11 protein-coding genes are annotated in these 17,826 nt (G+C 44.9%); 6 read left to right on the top strand and 5 right to left on the bottom strand.

Annotation, left to right across the window (positions count from 1 at the left end; genetic code table 11):
• The first annotated feature begins 156 nt into the window (after nucleotides 1–156).
• Nucleotides 157–1,350 (top strand): DUF5009 domain-containing protein, encoded by a 1,194-nt coding sequence (locus tag NIAKO_RS28200; protein WP_014221868.1) that lies wholly within the window; start codon nucleotides 157–159, stop codon nucleotides 1,348–1,350.
• Nucleotides 1,351–1,487: 137 nt separating this feature from the next.
• Here the strand turns inward: NIAKO_RS28200 and NIAKO_RS28205 are convergent, their stop codons facing one another.
• The 3 genes from NIAKO_RS28205 to NIAKO_RS28215 form a co-directional block, all read right to left on the bottom strand.
• A complete protein-coding gene (locus tag NIAKO_RS28205; RefSeq protein ID WP_014221869.1) occupies nucleotides 1,488–2,612 on the bottom strand; it encodes a PepSY-associated TM helix domain-containing protein in 1,125 nt (374 codons plus the stop codon).
• Nucleotides 2,613–2,777: 165 nt separating this feature from the next.
• Nucleotides 2,778–3,719: a helix-turn-helix domain-containing protein gene (locus tag NIAKO_RS28210; RefSeq protein WP_014221870.1), complete on the bottom strand. Its 942-nt coding sequence runs from the start codon at nucleotides 3,717–3,719 to the stop codon at nucleotides 2,778–2,780.
• Between the two features lie 294 nt (nucleotides 3,720–4,013).
• Nucleotides 4,014–4,985, bottom strand: coding sequence for a M23 family metallopeptidase (locus NIAKO_RS28215; protein ID WP_041347400.1), 972 nt, complete (start codon nucleotides 4,983–4,985; stop codon nucleotides 4,014–4,016).
• Nucleotides 4,986–5,124: 139 nt separating this feature from the next.
• On the opposite strand from NIAKO_RS28215, the gene alaS reads away from it, so the two are divergent.
• The 5 genes from alaS to NIAKO_RS37275 all read left to right on the top strand — a co-directional run bounded on the left by alaS (nucleotide 5,125) and on the right by NIAKO_RS37275 (nucleotide 12,706).
• Entirely contained in the window at nucleotides 5,125–7,761 is a 2,637-nt protein-coding gene (gene alaS, locus NIAKO_RS28220; protein ID WP_041347401.1) for an alanine--tRNA ligase, read from the top strand.
• A gap of 9 nt (nucleotides 7,762–7,770) precedes the next feature.
• A complete protein-coding gene (locus NIAKO_RS28225) occupies nucleotides 7,771–8,811 on the top strand; it encodes a M28 family peptidase (protein ID WP_014221873.1) in 1,041 nt (346 codons plus the stop codon).
• A 111-nt stretch (nucleotides 8,812–8,922) separates the two neighbouring features.
• Nucleotides 8,923–9,897 (top strand): PDZ domain-containing protein, encoded by a 975-nt coding sequence (locus NIAKO_RS28230; RefSeq protein WP_014221874.1) that lies wholly within the window; start codon nucleotides 8,923–8,925, stop codon nucleotides 9,895–9,897.
• 136 nt (nucleotides 9,898–10,033) lie between these two features.
• Complete coding sequence (gene gatB, locus NIAKO_RS28235; protein ID WP_014221875.1) at nucleotides 10,034–11,485, top strand: Asp-tRNA(Asn)/Glu-tRNA(Gln) amidotransferase subunit GatB; 1,452 nt, start codon at nucleotides 10,034–10,036, stop codon at nucleotides 11,483–11,485.
• 21 nt (nucleotides 11,486–11,506) lie between these two features.
• Nucleotides 11,507–12,706, top strand: a complete 1,200-nt coding sequence (locus NIAKO_RS37275) for a peroxiredoxin family protein (RefSeq protein ID WP_014221876.1) — start codon at nucleotides 11,507–11,509, stop codon at nucleotides 12,704–12,706.
• A 137-nt stretch (nucleotides 12,707–12,843) separates the two neighbouring features.
• On the opposite strand, the gene NIAKO_RS28245 is transcribed toward NIAKO_RS37275, so the two are convergent.
• Both NIAKO_RS28245 and NIAKO_RS28250 read right to left on the bottom strand, forming a co-directional pair.
• Entirely contained in the window at nucleotides 12,844–14,307 is a 1,464-nt protein-coding gene (locus NIAKO_RS28245; RefSeq protein WP_014221877.1) for a RagB/SusD family nutrient uptake outer membrane protein, read from the bottom strand.
• Nucleotides 14,308–14,348: 41 nt separating this feature from the next.
• Nucleotides 14,349–17,447 (bottom strand): SusC/RagA family TonB-linked outer membrane protein, encoded by a 3,099-nt coding sequence (locus tag NIAKO_RS28250; RefSeq protein ID WP_014221878.1) that lies wholly within the window; start codon nucleotides 17,445–17,447, stop codon nucleotides 14,349–14,351.
• Nucleotides 17,448–17,826 lie beyond the last annotated feature (379 nt).

Below are 17,826 nucleotides of genomic sequence, written 5' to 3' on the forward strand. Positions count from 1 at the left end.
AAATAGTACTGTTTGTAAATGATATTGGCAAACTCTTAAGCGGGATATACCAGCTAATCATTTAAGCTACTAAATAATTAAATTAAGCCGTTGATGGATTAACACCCGGATACGGCTTTTTTTATTAATATACACCAGTAAACCTCAAAGCTTCTTATGCGTCCATTTACACAACGACTGGCCTCCATCGATGTATTCAGGGCACTCACCATGCTGCTGATGATCTTTGTTAACGACCTGGGCACCCTCAAAAACATTCCGCTATGGCTGGAACATACCAAGGCCAATGAAGACGGAATGGGTTTGGCAGATACCGTGTTCCCTGCTTTTCTTTTTATTGTGGGTCTTTCTATTCCATTTGCCATTGGCAACCGCTGGGCAAAAGGAGCATCTCAAAGTAATATTCTTGGCCATATTTTAATCCGTTCTTTCGCGCTGCTGGTAATGGGTTTCTTTCATGTGAACCTGGAGAATTATAATCACACAGTCGCCTTATTACCAAGAACGGTTTGGGAGATCTTGTTGACGATCAGTTTCTTTTTTATCTGGCTCGATTATCCATCTACACTTTCTAAAAGAAAAAAGATAATTCTGCAAGGTATTGGCGCCGGTCTGCTGGTGTTTTTAGCTGCTGTATATAAAGGCGAAAAAGACGGACAAACTGTTTGGTTGCACCCGCAATGGTGGGGCATACTGGGTTTAATTGGCTGGTCGTACCTGTTGGCTGCGTTGGTATTTCAGTTCTCAAAGGGAAGACTATCCATCTTAATTGGCGGATTTCTTTTCTTCACCTTATTTAACATTGCCACTAAAGCAGGCTGGCTGCATATGCTGGATCCCATCAAACACTATATCTGGATCGTAGGTGATGGTTCTTTGCCTGCGCTTACTATGGCAGGTATTGTTATAGGTGTACTGTATTCCTCATTCGCTGAAAAGGAACAGTACAACAAATGTTATTGGCTCTTCTCACTGTTAGGAATACTAATGTTAGCGGGTGGCTTTGCCATCAGACCTTTAGGCGGCGGCATCTCAAAAATACATGCTACGCCATCATGGGTTGCCATTTGTACTGGTATCAGTATCTTATTTTTTACGGGATTGATCTGGCTGGTTGACCGCAAAAAGAAACAACAATGGTTTGCAATTATAAAACCGGCCGGCACCTATACGCTTACTGCATATCTGCTTCCATACATAATATATCCATTGGTTCAAGCAGCAGGCTTTTATTTACCTGTCTTCTTATTAACCGGCGCAGTGGGCCTGGTTAAAACATTTGTATTCGCATTGCTGATTATTATGCTTGCGGGATTATTGGCTAAGTGGCGCATTCGATTAAAGGTGTGACCTGTACAACCGTTAATGTTAATGTGTTCTAAATAATGAAAACACAAAGGCATATAAAAGAATTTATATGTATCTTTGTGTTTTCATAGGATAAGGTTTAATGGTTAATGGTATTTGATTAGTACAGCCTTCTCGATTTATCGGGAAGGTTTTTTCTTTCTTCTACCCCACCAGATCATAAACCCGGTAACGGGTAAACTGGCGGCTATCAATGATGCAAAGAATGCCAGGATCTTTCCGGGCAAACCCCCAATAGCCCCCACATGAATATCATAGTTCATTCTAAGTAACTTATCGGCTCCCTTCGCATCTTTAAACCGGCCATAAATATGATTCACCGGTAATTCTTTCAATGTATACTGATCAAAGAAACGGTAATCGGTTTTCCAATATGTATCAGCATCTGTATTTACTGCCACTTCAATGGCCGACTTATCGCCAGCAGGAAAATGCATTTCAATGGTTGCGGCATCTCTATGTTCCTGTTGCATCTGCCTCCACAATTTATCAACCGGCAAAGCTGTTGCCCTGGTTATCTTAGTTGTATCTGATAATGGCTCCTGGTAGGTCAATGATTTTTTGCCACCAGCCGTTTTATAAATGGCATTGGCCAGTAATTGCCAGCCAAAGATCAAACCGGTAATGGCCATGAAAATAACAACCCAGGTCATATAAAAGCCAGCCACGTTGTGCAGGTCGTAATTCTTCCGGCGCCAGGCTGCATTCCATTTTATGGAGAAGCGTTGTTTGGCCGCAGCTTTATTCCTCGGCCACCATAAAATAATGCCGGTTATCATCATCACCACAAAAATGATGGTAGCATAAATGGTAATGCGCTGTCCAACAGCTTCGGGTAACCATAAATAATAATGCCCCATCAACACGACCCTGAAAAAGTCGCGATCCATATTCTTTACCTCCAGTACTTCACCACTATAGGGATTCGCATAAATGGTATAGTAATATTCGTTACCTGGTTCAAAATTGTAAAAGGTTGCCGCCACTGCCTCGTTGCGGGCGCCATACAATACACTGTGCAGGTGTTTTCCCGGCAATTGTTTTTCAGCAATATCCTTTAGTTGGGTCGGTTGTAAATAAGGGGTGTTTTGCGGTGCTACATAGCGGTAAGCCTTTCCTGTTAGTTTTGAAATCTCAGCCTGAAATGCATACAAACAGCCGGTTACGGCAATAATAAAAACAACAATGCCCGAGGTAAATCCCAGCCACAAATGAACTTTTCCAATAATCTTTTTAACGGTCATAACAGGACATACAAACCTATTATATAACCGAATTTAGACTATTACTCAAAAAGGAAATTGATTTACGCGAAGAGGAAAACCGCTGAAGGCTGAACACATGGCTCGCGCATTCTCAGCATTCACTTCTATTATCTGTATTTCGCGTTAAGCGTTCTGTGTTAAGCATTAATGAAGCAGCAATTCACACGGTTTCAACCCGGTTTGCTTTTTAAAAGCAGTGGAGAAGTGTGAGATAGAAGAATAGCCCAGCATCATAGATACTTCGGTTACAGTTAACCCTTTCTCATATAATAAATACCGTGCATGCTCCATGCGCTGGCTTTGGTAGAAGTCGAAGATGGTAGTGCCGTATAATTCTTTGAATCCCTTTTTCAGATAGCATTCATTGATGGCTACTTTACGGCTCAGTTCTTTAATAGTAATAGGCTCGCCAATATGTTGCAGTAAGATCTCCCGGGCTTTAATGATCTTTTCGCGATCGGCTTCGTTAGCCAGGAATTTGCACTGGAAAGGTTCGATTTCTTTTTCATCGCCCAGCATACATTCGAGGCTGTATAACAACAGCATCTGGCTTTGGCCATTGATAAAGATATTTTCCAGGCTATCTGTATAAGTATGTCCTAACAGGGCTTCCAGCACCTGGCGGGTGCGGCCGCATAAAGGAAGGATTTTCGAGAAAGAAGAAGGATGCACAAACTGTAATACCTCATCGGTAATGGTCTTCAGTTTACCGGGTTTTACAAATTGCGACAGGTGCACAGATAAGAAACGGAAGGTCATCACATCAATGCTTTCTACTCTTTCGGCACAGGCCTTTGATGTATTCAGTTTACACTGATCGCATTCCACCTCTTTCTGATTACAATACATATTACCCGAAATACAAAAACGAAGCTCCACATAGTTCTCCTGCGGCGCCGACTTTTTGTAATGATATACCAGCACCCCGGTATCCTCAATATTCCATTGCGGATGTTTCCGGTATCTTTTAATGGCATACTGAACCGAACCAGGCATCTGTTGCTCTTTTTCCTGCAACAGCTGTAACTGATCGTGCATGATCGGCTGCTTGTAAGCCAGTGAAAGTATATCAGGAGGATTATACATATTCGGGTGCAAATTTACAGGTACAACGTTAAAATTCCCAATGGTTTGTCGGTTCGCTGGTCATGGAAATGTCAGAATACGGCTGTAAGCTTTAAGCCATAAGCTGTAAGCAAATACAGTTATAATCTGCAAGCCATGCAGTTGCATCATAAACCGGGAACAGTAACGTACCGGAAATTAAAATTGTTTGCTGAACATTTAAAAAGGTGACCAGTGAGACTGACCACTAATAACTGCCGCGCAGCGGTGTATTGCTTATAGCTTACAGCTTGCAGCTTGAGGCTGTTTTCGTGATTAATCGAAGCTCTGGTTGCTTGAAGATGACATCTTCAGCAAACGGTCATACTGTTCAGGTGAAAGGTCGTTGTAGAAGAAGTAAACCGGATCGAGGTGGGTGCCATTCTTATGTACCTCGTAGTGACAGTGGGGACCGGTTGATTTTCCGGTACTGCCTACCCAGCCAATGATCTCGCCACGTTTGATCTTGTCGCCGGGTTTCACTTTGATCTTGTACATGTGGCCATACAGCGTTTCATAACCATAACCATGGCTTAAAACCACGTGATTACCGTAGCCATTACCCAAATTACCAGCCACTTTTACCACGCCATTGGCGGTGGCGTAAATTGGCGTACCCTGGGGAGCGGCAAAGTCGAGACCAGCGTGCATTTTAACCGTTTTATACACCGGGTCAATGCGGTAGCCAAAACCGGAAGCCAGGCGCTTCAGGTCGCTGTTGCTAACCGGCTGAATGGCAGGCGTACAGGCCAATAGCTGTTCTTTGTTCTTGATAAAGCCGGTTATTTCAACATATGATTTCTCCTGGGAGCCCATGCGGTTCTCCAGGTTGTGGAGGGAGCGTACAATTGAGTTTTCCAGCTCGTAATTGGTCATGCTGGCCACCATTTCATTTTCTTTCTGCTGGGCCATTTCCTTGGCGCGCATGCTGTCGGGAATGGGATTGGCCTCGAAAATGGTGCGGTAGATATCGTTATCCCGTTCTTCCAGCTGGGTCATGCGTTGCTGCATTTTCGCAACCTGTTCATCCAGCACCCAGTAGCGCTCCTGCAGCTGTTCGTTGTACTGCATCAACGCCTTTTCCTTGGTGGAAGGAAAATACCGGTAAGCCACGGAAACGATAATGATAGAGGTAACTATAGCGGCCGACATGAAACCTAGTACCCGCAGCAGCTTTACGTGCAGCGGAGTCTCCAGTTTTTCATAACGGAGTGTATTGGTATTGTAGTAGTACTTTATTTTCTTCATGGATACAAGCCGATTACCAAGGTTGCTTTTCAGCAAAACAGCCCGAATTAAATTACCTTTGCAGCCGTTGCCTCATCGGTAACATTTACAAATATAAAGGCTTAAGAGTCAATTTTTATCAAAGATCGTTCCGTTTATGATGACCAGCGCAGAAATACGACAGCTATTTATGGAATTTTTCCGTAATAAGGGACATGAAATTGTACCATCGGCCCCTATTGTGGTAAAAAACGACCCTACCCTGCTCTTTACCAATGCAGGTATGAACCAGTTTAAAGATTACTTCCTTGGAAATAAAAAGGCCCCTTTTCCCCGGGTGGCGGATACCCAAAAATGCCTTCGCGTAAGTGGTAAACACAACGACCTGGAAGAGGTAGGCGTTGATACTTACCACCATACGATGTTTGAAATGCTCGGCAACTGGAGTTTTGGCGACTATTTCAAGAAGGAAGCCATTGCCTGGAGCTGGGAATTGCTCACCGAAGTATACAAAATACCCAAAGACCGGTTATATGTAACTTATTTTCAAGGTGATACAGCCGAAAACCTGGCCAAGGACGAGGAAGCCTTTAACGAATGGAGCAAATTCGTGGCCCCCGACCGCATATTACCCGGCAATAAAAAAGACAATTTCTGGGAAATGGGCGACACCGGCCCCTGCGGTCCCTGTTCTGAAATACACGTGGATTGCCGCAGCGACGAAGAAAGAAAGCAGCAAAGCGGCGCCGAACTGGTGAATAATGACCATCCCCAGGTTATCGAGATCTGGAACAACGTGTTTATGCAGTTCAACCGGAAAAAGGATGGTTCGCTGGAACCCCTTCCTGCCAAACATGTGGATACGGGAATGGGCTTTGAGCGCCTGGTAAGGGTGCTGCAAAGCAAACAATCGAATTACGATTCCGATATTTTTACCGGCACCATCGCGGCTATTGAAACCATCGCCAAAAAGAAATACGACCCCAACACGCCGCAATCAACCAGCGCCGACTGGCATAAAGCAGTTGCCTTCCGGGTTCTGGCCGATCATATCCGCGCCATCAGCTTTACCATAGCCGATGGTCAACTGCCATCCAACACCGGGGCTGGTTATGTGATCCGCCGCATTTTACGCCGGGCCGTTCGTTACTATTATACGTTTCTCGATTATAAACAACCCCTGCTGCACCAACTGGTGCCCGTGCTGGCTACCCAGTTCCAAACGGTTTTCCCCGAACTGCAGCAGCAACAGGACTTTGTTGCCAAGGTAATAAAGGAAGAAGAAGACGCTTTCCTGCGCACGCTGGAAAAGGGATTGAAGAAGATCGATGAGATCATCGGTTCTGCCAAAAACAAGGTCGTTAATGGCTCAGCCGCTTTTGAGTTGTACGATACCTATGGTTTCCCTATTGACCTTACCAGGTTGATAGCCCGGGAAAATAACCTCGAAGTAGACGAGGATGGCTTTAAAGCCGAAATGAATCAGCAAAAAGACCGCGCCCGTGCTGCTACAGCCATTAGTGCGGAAGACTGGGTGGTACTGAATGAAAATAGTAACACCGGCTTTATCGGGTACGATCATACCCAGGCCGAAGCCAAAGTAATAAAATACCGTAAGGTAACTGCCAAAGGAAAGACCTCCTTTCAACTGGTGCTGAACACCACCCCTTTTTATGCTGAAAGCGGCGGACAGGTGGGCGATACCGGTGCCTTATTCTTTGAAGGTGAAGAAGTGGCTGTAATTGACACTAAAAAAGAAAATGACCTCATCATACATTTTGTAGAGAAACTGCCGATCAATATAACCGGTATTGTCGATGCCCGCATCGATACAATCCGCCGGGCAAGAACTGCTGTTCACCACTCAGCCACCCACCTGCTGCACGCAGCTCTTCGTAAAGTACTGGGCACACACGTGGCGCAAAAAGGCTCGCTGGTTAACGATGAATACCTGCGGTTCGACTTCTCGCATTTCGCCAAAATGACCACCGATGAAATTACAAAAGTAGAGGCTCTTGTAAACGAGAAGATCCGCGCCAACATACCGGTAGTTATAAAAGAATTGCCAAAGGAAGAAGCCCTGAAACTGGGCGCTATGGCCTTGTTTGGCGAAAAGTATGGCGATGTGGTACGTGTAGTAATTATGGACCCCGCCTATTCGGTTGAGTTATGTGGTGGTACCCACGTAGGCGCTACAGGCGAACTGGGTTTGTTTAAAATAAAACACGAAACAGCAGTAGCCGCTGGTGTTCGCCGTATAGAAGCTATTAGCGGACTCGCAGCAGAACAATACATAACTGAACAATTAGGCCAGCTGCATCAGGTGAAGGAAGAGCTGAAAAGCCCCGCCGATCTGCTGAAAGCCGTTCAGAACCTGGCTGCTGACAACAGCGACCTGAAGAAAAAGCTGGAACACCTGGAGAACCGCATACTGGTAGGCGTTCGCAATGAATTATTGCATAAAGATGAGATCATCAACGGCGTTACATTCGTAGGTGCTATTGTTGAAGTAGGCAATGCCGATGCATTAAAGAAATTGTGTTTCGATATGAAAGGTCACCTGAACGATCATGTGATAGTGTTGTGCTCAAACATCGGCGGCAAACCATTTGTGGCTGTAGGTATTGCCGATACAGTAGCAGCCGCCCGTTCGCTCGATGCCGGCAAGATCATAAAAGAGCACATTGCCCCCCTGATAAAAGGTGGCGGTGGCGGACAAAAAACCCTGGCCACAGCCGGTGGACAGGATGCCAGCAACCTGCAACAAGTAATAGATAAAGTGAAAAGTTTACTGTAATACCGGCGAATGCTATACCGTATCCGATTGTTCCTTATTATATCCTTGTGTTGCCAGGCAGCTATTGGTAAGGCTCAGTCAGTATCTATTGATTCAATTATAACCGTTTCGTCCCTGAAGGCCCTGGTGCAAACACTGGCGGCAGACAGCTTTCAGGGACGCCTTTCAGGTACCAAAAAGGCAACCGAAGCGGCCACGTTTGTTAGTGAAGAATTTAAGAACGCCGGCATTATGCCCTTGTTGGAAAACAAGGATTACCTGCTTCCTTATCAACTTCCGGCTGAAATAAAATATTGGGGACTGGCCCAACCTGTCTTTAATTTTCAGCCTCCCACCCAATTAGTTGCTTACAATGTAATAGGCGTATTACCAGGAACTTCAAAAGCAAAGGAGGTCATTGTTTTCAGCGCACACCTCGATCACATAGGCACAAAAAAATACAGCATCCACTACCAGTTAAGTGAAAAAGGAAACCCTGAAGAAACAGATGATATTTATAATGGCGCCAACGACAATGCATCAGGCATCAGCGGTCTTATTCATTTAGCCCGCTATTTTGCCCAACGACCGAACCGGGAACGAACCATTTTGTTCATTGCATTTTCTGGCGAAGAAGAAGGGTTGCTTGGTTCTAAAGAGCTGGTAAAAAGGCTGGATACCAAAGCCATCAAAGCGGTGATCAATATGGATATGATCGGCCGGCCAATAGCAGCGGATAAAAAATATCCATACATAACCGGCGACAAACATTCGAACCTGATAAAACTGCTCAATGAAAAGTTAATTGAGTTAGCACCCACCTACGGCAGCAACTTCTTCAAAGGCGACCCATTTCCCAAAGACCATTTATACATGCGGTCAGACAACTATTCCTTTGCCCGGGAAAACATTCCAGCTCATACCATCATGTGTACTTCTCCCCACGATATGTTTTATCATTCCCTTAATGATGAAGTAGAAACGCTTGACTATCCGTTTATGGCAGAAGTGGTAAAAGCCATTGCACTGGCTGCTGAAGGCCTCGTAAATGGGTCAGACACCCCCCATTAACTACCCCAACCTTAACATTTCCGAAAATTTTCGTATTTCAATTAAATTCCTATATTTGATGTACGAAACTTGACGTAGTCGATTTTAAATACTTAAAAAACACTTGATACAATGAAACGATTTCTGATTTCCTGCACCGCCCTTGCAGCCGTTTCCCTGCTATTGTGCCAGCCCCTGGCAGCCCAGGATTCAAAGGACAAGGATAAGGACAAATCCATCATGAAGGATAATGAAGAGATCATTATCAAACGTAAGGGCGACAAAGACACCAAGGTCACCATCGAAATAAAAGGTGATGAAGTAACCGTGAACGGCAAACCGCTGGAAGATTTTGATGATGATAACATTGTTATAAAAAAAGGCAGAACCATTATTTATGGCGGCTCTCCTTTTACCGGAGGCAATGCATTCAGTTTTGACAGCAAGGGTAGCGACAACACGCCTTTTTTAGGCGTAGCTACTGATAAAGCAGAGAAAGGCGGCGCCGAAATTGAAGAAGTAACTGAGAACAGTGCTGCAGAAAAAGCCGGTTTAAAGGAAAACGACATCATTACAAAGATCGACGATGAAACTATCAACACCCCTGAAGATGTAACCCGCATCGTGCGCAAACACAAGCCAGAGGATAAAATAGAAATCACCTACGACAGAAAAGGCAAAACCGAAAAGACCACTGTTACGCTGGGTAAAAAAAGTCGCAGGACCCTCACCTTTACATCGCCCAACCCTATGGCTATGCCTAACCTGAATTTCGACTGGCAGGACCATGGCAATTTCAACCGCAACTACAATTTTAATTATAATGGCAAACCCCGCCTCGGTATAAAAGCACAGGACATGGAAGATGGTAAAGGCGTGAAAGTGCTGGATGTTGATGGTGAGTCTGCCGCCGAAAAAGCAGGTATTAAAAAAGACGATGTTATTACTGAGTTTGATGGTAAAAAAGTAAGCAATACCGAAGAGCTGGTAAACGCTTCCCGCGATGCAAGGGAAAAACCAGCCGTTAAAGTAACGGTTAACCGGAATGGCAAATCGCAATCAATTGAAATTAAAACGCCTAAAAAGCTAAAAACCGCCAATTTGTAAGTTTTCAAACATCAGCCCTATATTATGGCCGTTCCTCCCGTTTAGCTGGGCGGAGCGGCTTTTTTATTAAAAATACCATAACCAGAAATGAGGTATTTTTGTCTGATTTTTCACCATTTTAGGCAATCAGAATAATATGTCGACAATTTACGATGCATATGAGGTAGTTGTAGGTCTGGAAGTGCATGCCCAGTTACTCACTGATAGTAAGTTATTTTGTGGCGATAGCGCAGCTTTTGGCGGCGACCCCAATACACACATCAGCCCCATTACCATGGCGCACCCCGGCACCTTGCCCAAATTGAATAAAAAGGCCATTTCCTATGCCGTTAAAATAGGCCTGGCCTGTGATTGCAGTATTACCCGGCATAATTATTTCGCCCGCAAAAATTACTTTTATCCCGACCTGCCAAAGGGTTATCAGCTTACACAACACACCACGCCTATTTGTGTGGGTGGTCATGTAACCATTCGTACCCAGGAAGGCGGCACCCGGGATATTCAGCTTAACCGCATTCACATGGAAGAGGATGCCGGTAAAAGCCTGCACGATGTTGACCCTAAAAACACCTGCGTTGACCTTAACCGCGCCGGTGTACCACTTGTTGAAATAGTTACTGAACCCGACATACATAGCGGCGACGAAGCGTATGCCTATCTTACCGAGCTGAGAAAGCTGTTACGCTATCTGGAGATCTGCGATGGCAACATGGAAGAAGGCAGCATGCGTTGCGACGCCAACATTTCCGTTCGCAAAAAAGGAGATACCAAACTGGGCACCAAAGTAGAGGTAAAGAACCTCAACTCCATCCGCAACGTAAAACGGGCTATTGAATTTGAAGCAAAACGCCTGATCGATATTCTTGAAGCAGGTGAAAAAATCATTCAGCAAACAAGAAGTTTCGATGCCGGTAATGGCACTACCTTTGCCCTGCGCACCAAGGAAGACGCCAACGATTACCGGTATTTTGCCGATCCTGATCTTACCCCGTTTGTAGTTTCAGATGCACTGCTTCAGGAAGTTAAAAGTTCCATTCCCGCATTGCCTGAAGAACGCGTAGCCCGGTATATGCAACAGTTACAGTTACCTGAATACGATGCCCGGGTTATTACCGATGAAAAAGAGCTGGCTGTATACTTTGAGCAGATCATAGGTCATTCCACCAATTATAAAGCAGCCGCCAACTGGATGCTGGGGCCCATTAAATCATGGTTAAATGAAACGGGCGAACCCATTACTGCATTGCCGGTACAACCTGCCGTTATTGCCGCACTGATAGCCCTTATAGATAGCAACCAGGTAAACTTCTCTGTGGCTTCTACCAGAATATTTGCGGCCCTTTTAAAAGAGCCCGGCAAAGAGCCGTTACAAATAGCCAAAGAGCTGAACCTGTTACAGGATTCAGACGAAGGCAATGTTGCCGCCTGGGTGGAAGAAGTGCTGAACAAAATGCCCGATAAAGTGTCTGAATACAAAAAAGGAAAAAAGGGATTGATCGGGTTATTTGTAGGGGAAGTAAAAAAAGTATCAAAAGGTAAAGCCGATCCAAAACTCACCAACGATATCCTTTTAAAAAAACTGCAATAACTATTAATAAAAAACAGATAGATGAAACGAATTTCGAACTGGCTGTTGCCGATGCTGATGGTTACCCTGGGCGCCTGTGGAGCAAAAGAAAAGGGCACCCTGGAAGTAACCGGCAATATTGCCAATCTTGATAAAGTAGCAAAACAGTACCCGCACGCAGTTAAAAATGGAACTGTCACTTTATTCTTATATGAAGTACCCTTTGGTGGCGACCTGCCTCCTGTTCAACTGGATTCAGTTACTGTTTCGGCCGATAAAAGATCTTATACGTTGAAAGGACAGGCCCCCAATATTGGCATGTTCAACCTGGTAGTAGCCGACGGTCCCATGGTGCCGCTGGTGAACGATGCGCCCACCATCACTGTTGATATTGACATGAACAATGAAAAATTCTATACCGTGGCCGGTTCTGTAGCCAGCCGCGAGTTACAGGATTTCATTTTCACATACGATGTGAAAAGTGTAAGTGCTGAACAAAGCATGAACAAGCTGGACAGCCTTAAACGCATTGGCGCCCCCGACAGTACCCTGCTTAATCTTACCAATCAAAAGAACGCCGCTATAAAAGAGCTGAACGATTATATGAAACGCATGATGGGCGATGTAAGCCAGCCTGTAGTAGCAGCCTTTGTATTGGGCCGGTCGGCTAAAACCCTTCCCCAAACCGAGTTTGAAACTGCCCTGAACAGCCTTACGCAAAAGTATAACGGCGATTCAAACCTGGCAGAAATGAAGAAAAGATACAATGCTTACAAAGAGCAGGTTGAAAAAATAAGGGCACAACAGGATCAACAAAATGCCTGGGTTGGTAAAAAAGCGCCTGAATTAACTTTACCCGATGTAAATGGCAAAAAGGTTTCTATCTCAAACTTTAAAGGAAAGTACCTGCTGGTTGATTTCTGGGCAAGCTGGTGCCCCCCCTGCCGCGCTGAAAATCCCAATGTAGTAGCAGCCTATAATAAATACAAAGACAAGAACTTCACCATCCTGGGTGTATCGCTCGATAAAAAGAAAGAGAACTGGCTCCAGGCCATTAATGAAGATCAGTTGAAATGGACACATGTGAGTGACCTTGCATTCTGGGACAGCAAAGCGGTGACCACTTTTGGTTTCACCGGTATTCCTTACAATGTATTGATCGATCCGGAAGGCACGGTAATTGGCGAAGGATTACGTGGTGACGAACTCAACAATAAATTACACGAAATATTTCTGAAATAACTTTCATAGGGCTTTAAGTTGTAGAAAGTAAAACGTCCTCCAGGCTTGAGCCGGGAGGACGTTTTCTATTAAGTGACCTGTCAGGTTCGCTTTAGTTATTTATCAGGCAGGTTGTTTCGGCGAACCTGACAGGTCGTTTAGTACCCATCATTCTGCGCCAGTACTTTTTTACTCTTATCTACTTCCAGTTGGGGTATGGGAAAAATGTTCTTTTGAGCCCCAAAAGGCTGGGTGGGCAATTTGGTTTTCCCATCCGAATCGAACTTACTGGTAACAGCAGTTTTTGTTCGCATCAGGTCCCAGAAACGATGTCCCTCAAAAGCCAGTTCAATCCGGCGCTCACCCAGGATGGCAGCAACCAGCGAATCTTTATTAAGAAAATTAGCTGTTGTATATGACAGGGTGGTAATTGCCTTGGCACGGTCCCTTACTATATTCAATTTGGCAACGGCATCAGCATCCACACCAGTGGCAGTACGGGCCTGCGCTTCGGCATAGTTCAATAACACTTCCGGATACCTGATAACCGGCGCCCAGTCGCTCCGTGTAGTCACATCGGGATATTTGGTAGTATAGAGGTAACCGCCCGTTCCGGTTGCAAGCATGCTTCTTCTTTTATCGTCAATAAGAAAGTAACGGTTGGAATCGAGAAAGTTACCGGACACTGCCACATCTGCCCGGCCTGAAGCATTATAATTTTGCGGCAACGAGTAATTGGTGCTTGGATTATCCAATTTGTTATTGGGGATTGACCAAATGGTTTCCGCAGTAGTATAATGGCCGGGACCAAAAGCCCCATTGACGGTGCTGTTTAAAGCAAAGGCGCCATATGTATTATTAATCACATCCAGGGCCTGCTTTTTTGCATTGGCATAATCGCCTTTGTATAAATAAACCCGTGAAAGAAAAGAAGCAGCTGCCGCTTTGGTGCCGCGGGTTTTATTATTGTATGCTGTATCAGTAGTGCCAGGATAACTTAAAGGCAAATCAGCCAACGCTTCAGTAAGATCTTTTATGATGGCTGTATATACGTCGCCCACGCTCGCCCTTGGTTTATTGGCATCGGGATCGTTTGAAGTATAACTTACGGTTATTAATGGAATGCCAGGGTGCGAAGCATCTGCCGTAAACGCATAGGGTTGTGCAAAATAATTTACCAGGTAAAAATCGGCCACAGCCCTAACAAATTTACATTCCGCTATCAGTGCATTGGCTTTAGCGGGAGTTAGCTTGCTGCTGTTGGCAGTGATACCTGCAATAGCCCTGTTGGCGCGCGCAATGGCATCATAACCCGCCGTCCAGATACTCGCGGCAAATGTATTGTTAGATAACTGGCTGAACCGGCCGATATCGCCTGTAGTTTGTCCCCGGTCAAAAACATCTTCGCCCATTGCGTCAATGTAAAGCAATGCCCGCCCGGCTAAAAACTGGTAGTTCTGCAACCCGTCATAACTGGCAATAGTACTGGCTTCAATTTTTTCGGGTGTTGAAAAGGCAAGATCACTGTACAGCAGGTCCTGCGGATTAATATCAAGCACTTTCTTCTGACAGGAACTGCCGGCCAGCGCTATTATTAAAAGACTAAACAATATATATCGCATAAACTATTTTCTATTTTAGGTACTTGAATGCAATACAGAATTTATAAGCCCAGGTTAATACCCATGGTAAAGGTGCGGGAAAAATAAGGTCTGAACTTATCTATGCCTAAACCTATGTTCGTTTCGCCAACACTGTTTGCTTCGGGATCGATGCCTGAATAACCAGTGAATGTATACAGGTTACTGCCCTGTACATAAAAACGCAGCCTGCTTACCTTAATGCGCCGGGTAATGTTTTTTGGTATAGTGTAACCAATCTGTACATTACGGATCCGCAGAAAATCACCCTTCTCTAACCAGCGGGTGGATGCAGTGGTTGTCCAGAAATTATCGTTCGCATACAACCGGGGCACATCGGTATTGTCGCCTGCTTTTTTCCAGGCATTCAGAATCTCCGTTGATTTATTATTTACATTGTCAAACTTCAGCATGTTCTGCATGGTTTGATTGTACACGCTAAATCCAAGCGCATACTGCAAGTCGATGACTGCATCAAAATTGAAGTAGTTGAAAGTTTGATTAATGCCTCCATAAAATTTAGGATAGGGCGATTTATTCGTCAATACCCGGTCTGTAGCCGTTATAGCGGTAGTTTTGCTGCCATCCTTTACCAATGTCCAGGGCGTGCTGGTGTTGGCGTAGTCAAATTGTTTTTGATTCCCGTTTACATCCAAATAGGTAGGCAAACCATTTACCGGGTTTACTCCCGCCCAGCGGATAAGATAAAATACGCCTAAGGGTTGTCCCGGCCGGGCAATGGAATAGGTAGCTTTGGTATCATTATTATCATACAGATCGTTGCCAAAGAGATTGGTTGAGATCATTTTGGTTTTGTTCCAGGCTGCATTGAAATTAATATCCCAGGCAAAATCCCGGGTATGCAACACGGGTGTGGATACAGACAGTTCAACACCCCGGCTCCGCAGCTGACCCACGTTTTCGGTAAGCGTATTACCAGGGAAACCAAGCGTAGCCAAAACGGGGTTATTTAAGATCAGGTCAATTGTTTTGCGGTTATAATAATCCAAGGTAACGCTGGTATGCTTCCACAACACGGCATCGATGCCCGCATCGAATTGCAAATGCCGCTCCCAACGCAAAGCCGAGTTACCGGGATTAGCCAGGGTAAGGTCTGGCAAATCGGCATAAGTACCGGGTGCAATGGTGGCGCGGGCCGGGAAATAACCAATGTTTGAGTTACCGGTTACCCCATAGCTGGCGCGTAGCTTCAGGTCGTTCACAAAACTAATGGTGCGCATAAAATCTTCCTGCGATACCCGCCAAGCTACCGATCCCGAAGGAAAGGAACCCCATTGTTTATCTTTCCCAAAACGGCTATCAGCATCTGTTCTGTAACTTAAAGTAGCCAGGTATTTTTTTCTGAACCCATAATTGATCCAGCCAAAATAGGAAGCCAGTCCATCGTCAATCTTATCAATGCCATCATAACCCGCTATACTCTGGTAATTGGCAGGGTCTATGATCAGCAGATCAGGATTAACGAGCCCAATCCCATTCTTGTAAGAGTATTTACTGGTACGGCGGGTGTATTCTGCACCGGCCAGTACATTCAGTTCATGATCGGCGCCAATTTGCCGGTTATAATTTATGGTATTGAACCAGCTCCAGGTATTTTTCTCGTTATAATTGGTTTGCCGCACGCCGCCAAGCGAAGCGCCATCCCCGATGTCTTTATTCCAGAAATCATCTATATAAGCGCTTGAATAATCAACATTCACCTGGCTTTTCAACCTAAGTCCTTTTACAGGTTGCAGCTCGCCAAATGCACTACCAATAAAGCGACGCGCGTCGCGGTCTTCATAATTCAATTTGGTTACCGCTAACGGGTTGGGGGTTGCATAACCGCCCAGGTCTTTATTTCCGCCTACCCCGGTATAATAATTTCCATCAGGGCCATAAACCGGAATATCAGGTAAAGCGGTTAAAGGACCGTATGGAATTCCTGAAAAAACACTACCTGCACCGGAGGCTATATTATTTTCCATGGTACGTGAATACTGGGTGTTCACCCCAAATTGCAGCCAGTCGGTAACCTTTGAGGTTAAATTCAACCGGGCAGAACCTCTTTTTTGCGAAGTAGATCTAATGTAGCCCTGGTTTTCGTTGTAGTTGAATGAAGCGAAATAAGTAGTGCTTTGTGAACCGCCGCTTAAGGCAAGATTATGATTCTGCACCAGCCCCTTGTGAAAAACTTCATGCTGCCAGTCGGTATTTACCGTATCGGGTTTTCCATCATTATTTATATCGCCGTAAAAAGCGGTAGGATTTCCCCCGGCATTGGTTTTTAATTTATTGATGGTGGCTATATAATCGGCCGCGTTCAATACTTTCAGTTTGCGTGCGGGTTCATTATAACCTACATAATTATCGTAGTTGAAAGTAGTTTGACCAGCCTTTCCTTTTTTAGTGGTGATTAGCAGAACGCCTGCCGATCCACGGGAACCATATATAGCTGTGGCGGCGGCATCTTTCAATACTTCAATACTCTCAATATCGTTCGGGTTTAATTCAGCCAGGGCATTGAACCGGTTGGAGAGCTCCTGCTGGCGCCCCTGCGTTATAGGCACACCATCCATTACTATCAGCGGATAGCCACCTGTTGATACAGAAGCCCCGCCTCTTATTCGTATCACCACATCGTCGCCTACCAGCCCCGATGAAGTATTTACAAGCACACCGGCGGCTTTGCCGGTAAGCGCCTGGTCAAAGCTGAGAACCGGCTTATTCGACAAGACATCTCCGGTTACTTTGCTTACTGAACCGGTAAGTGAGCGCTTGTCGATGGTACCATAGCCTGTTACTACCACTTCGTCCATCGATACGTCCAGTGGTTTTAAAGCGAGACTATAGTCTGTTACGGCGCTGATCTTTATTTCTTCCTTTTGCATATTAACGGAAGAAATAACCAGCGTTTTAGCCCCTGTTGGTACGTTTAACGAATACGTTCCATCGGTATTCGTAATGGTACCAACTTTTGTTCCTTTTACTACTACTGACACATTAGATACGGGCCGACCATTGACATCAGTTATTTTCCCCGTCAGGGTACGCGTCTGAGCAATGAGGTCGCCTGACAGGAGCAACAAACTGCACCATAGGGACATTAGGAGCTTTCTCATCGGAGTTAGAATTTATTATATAGGTTATAACAGTGAAACCAAAATAACAAAAAGAAGAACAGTTAAACCACAAGAGCGCTGCAAGAGTATGTATCTATCATACATGATCTTTCCATGACATGATCGTTTAATGGGTCATGATATTTTTCTCATTCCAGAACTTAATGGTTTAGTAACGGTTTATCAGGATGCTCCCGGTATTGCCTGATTGATCTTTCGTAAAACTTATTGATCAAAAACAATTGCATGGAAAACACACATTCATCCTGCACGGTTAACGGTAGGGCGCGCAAAGGTAAGGAGAGAAATAATATTGAAACACATGATAATTAGTCAGCAGGTAAAGGCAAAAAAAGAGTGGGTCATTCGCCAGGTAGCG

It is taken from the genome of Niastella koreensis GR20-10 (genome assembly GCF_000246855.1).
GTDB classification, from domain to species: Bacteria; Bacteroidota; Bacteroidia; order Chitinophagales; family Chitinophagaceae; genus Niastella; species Niastella koreensis.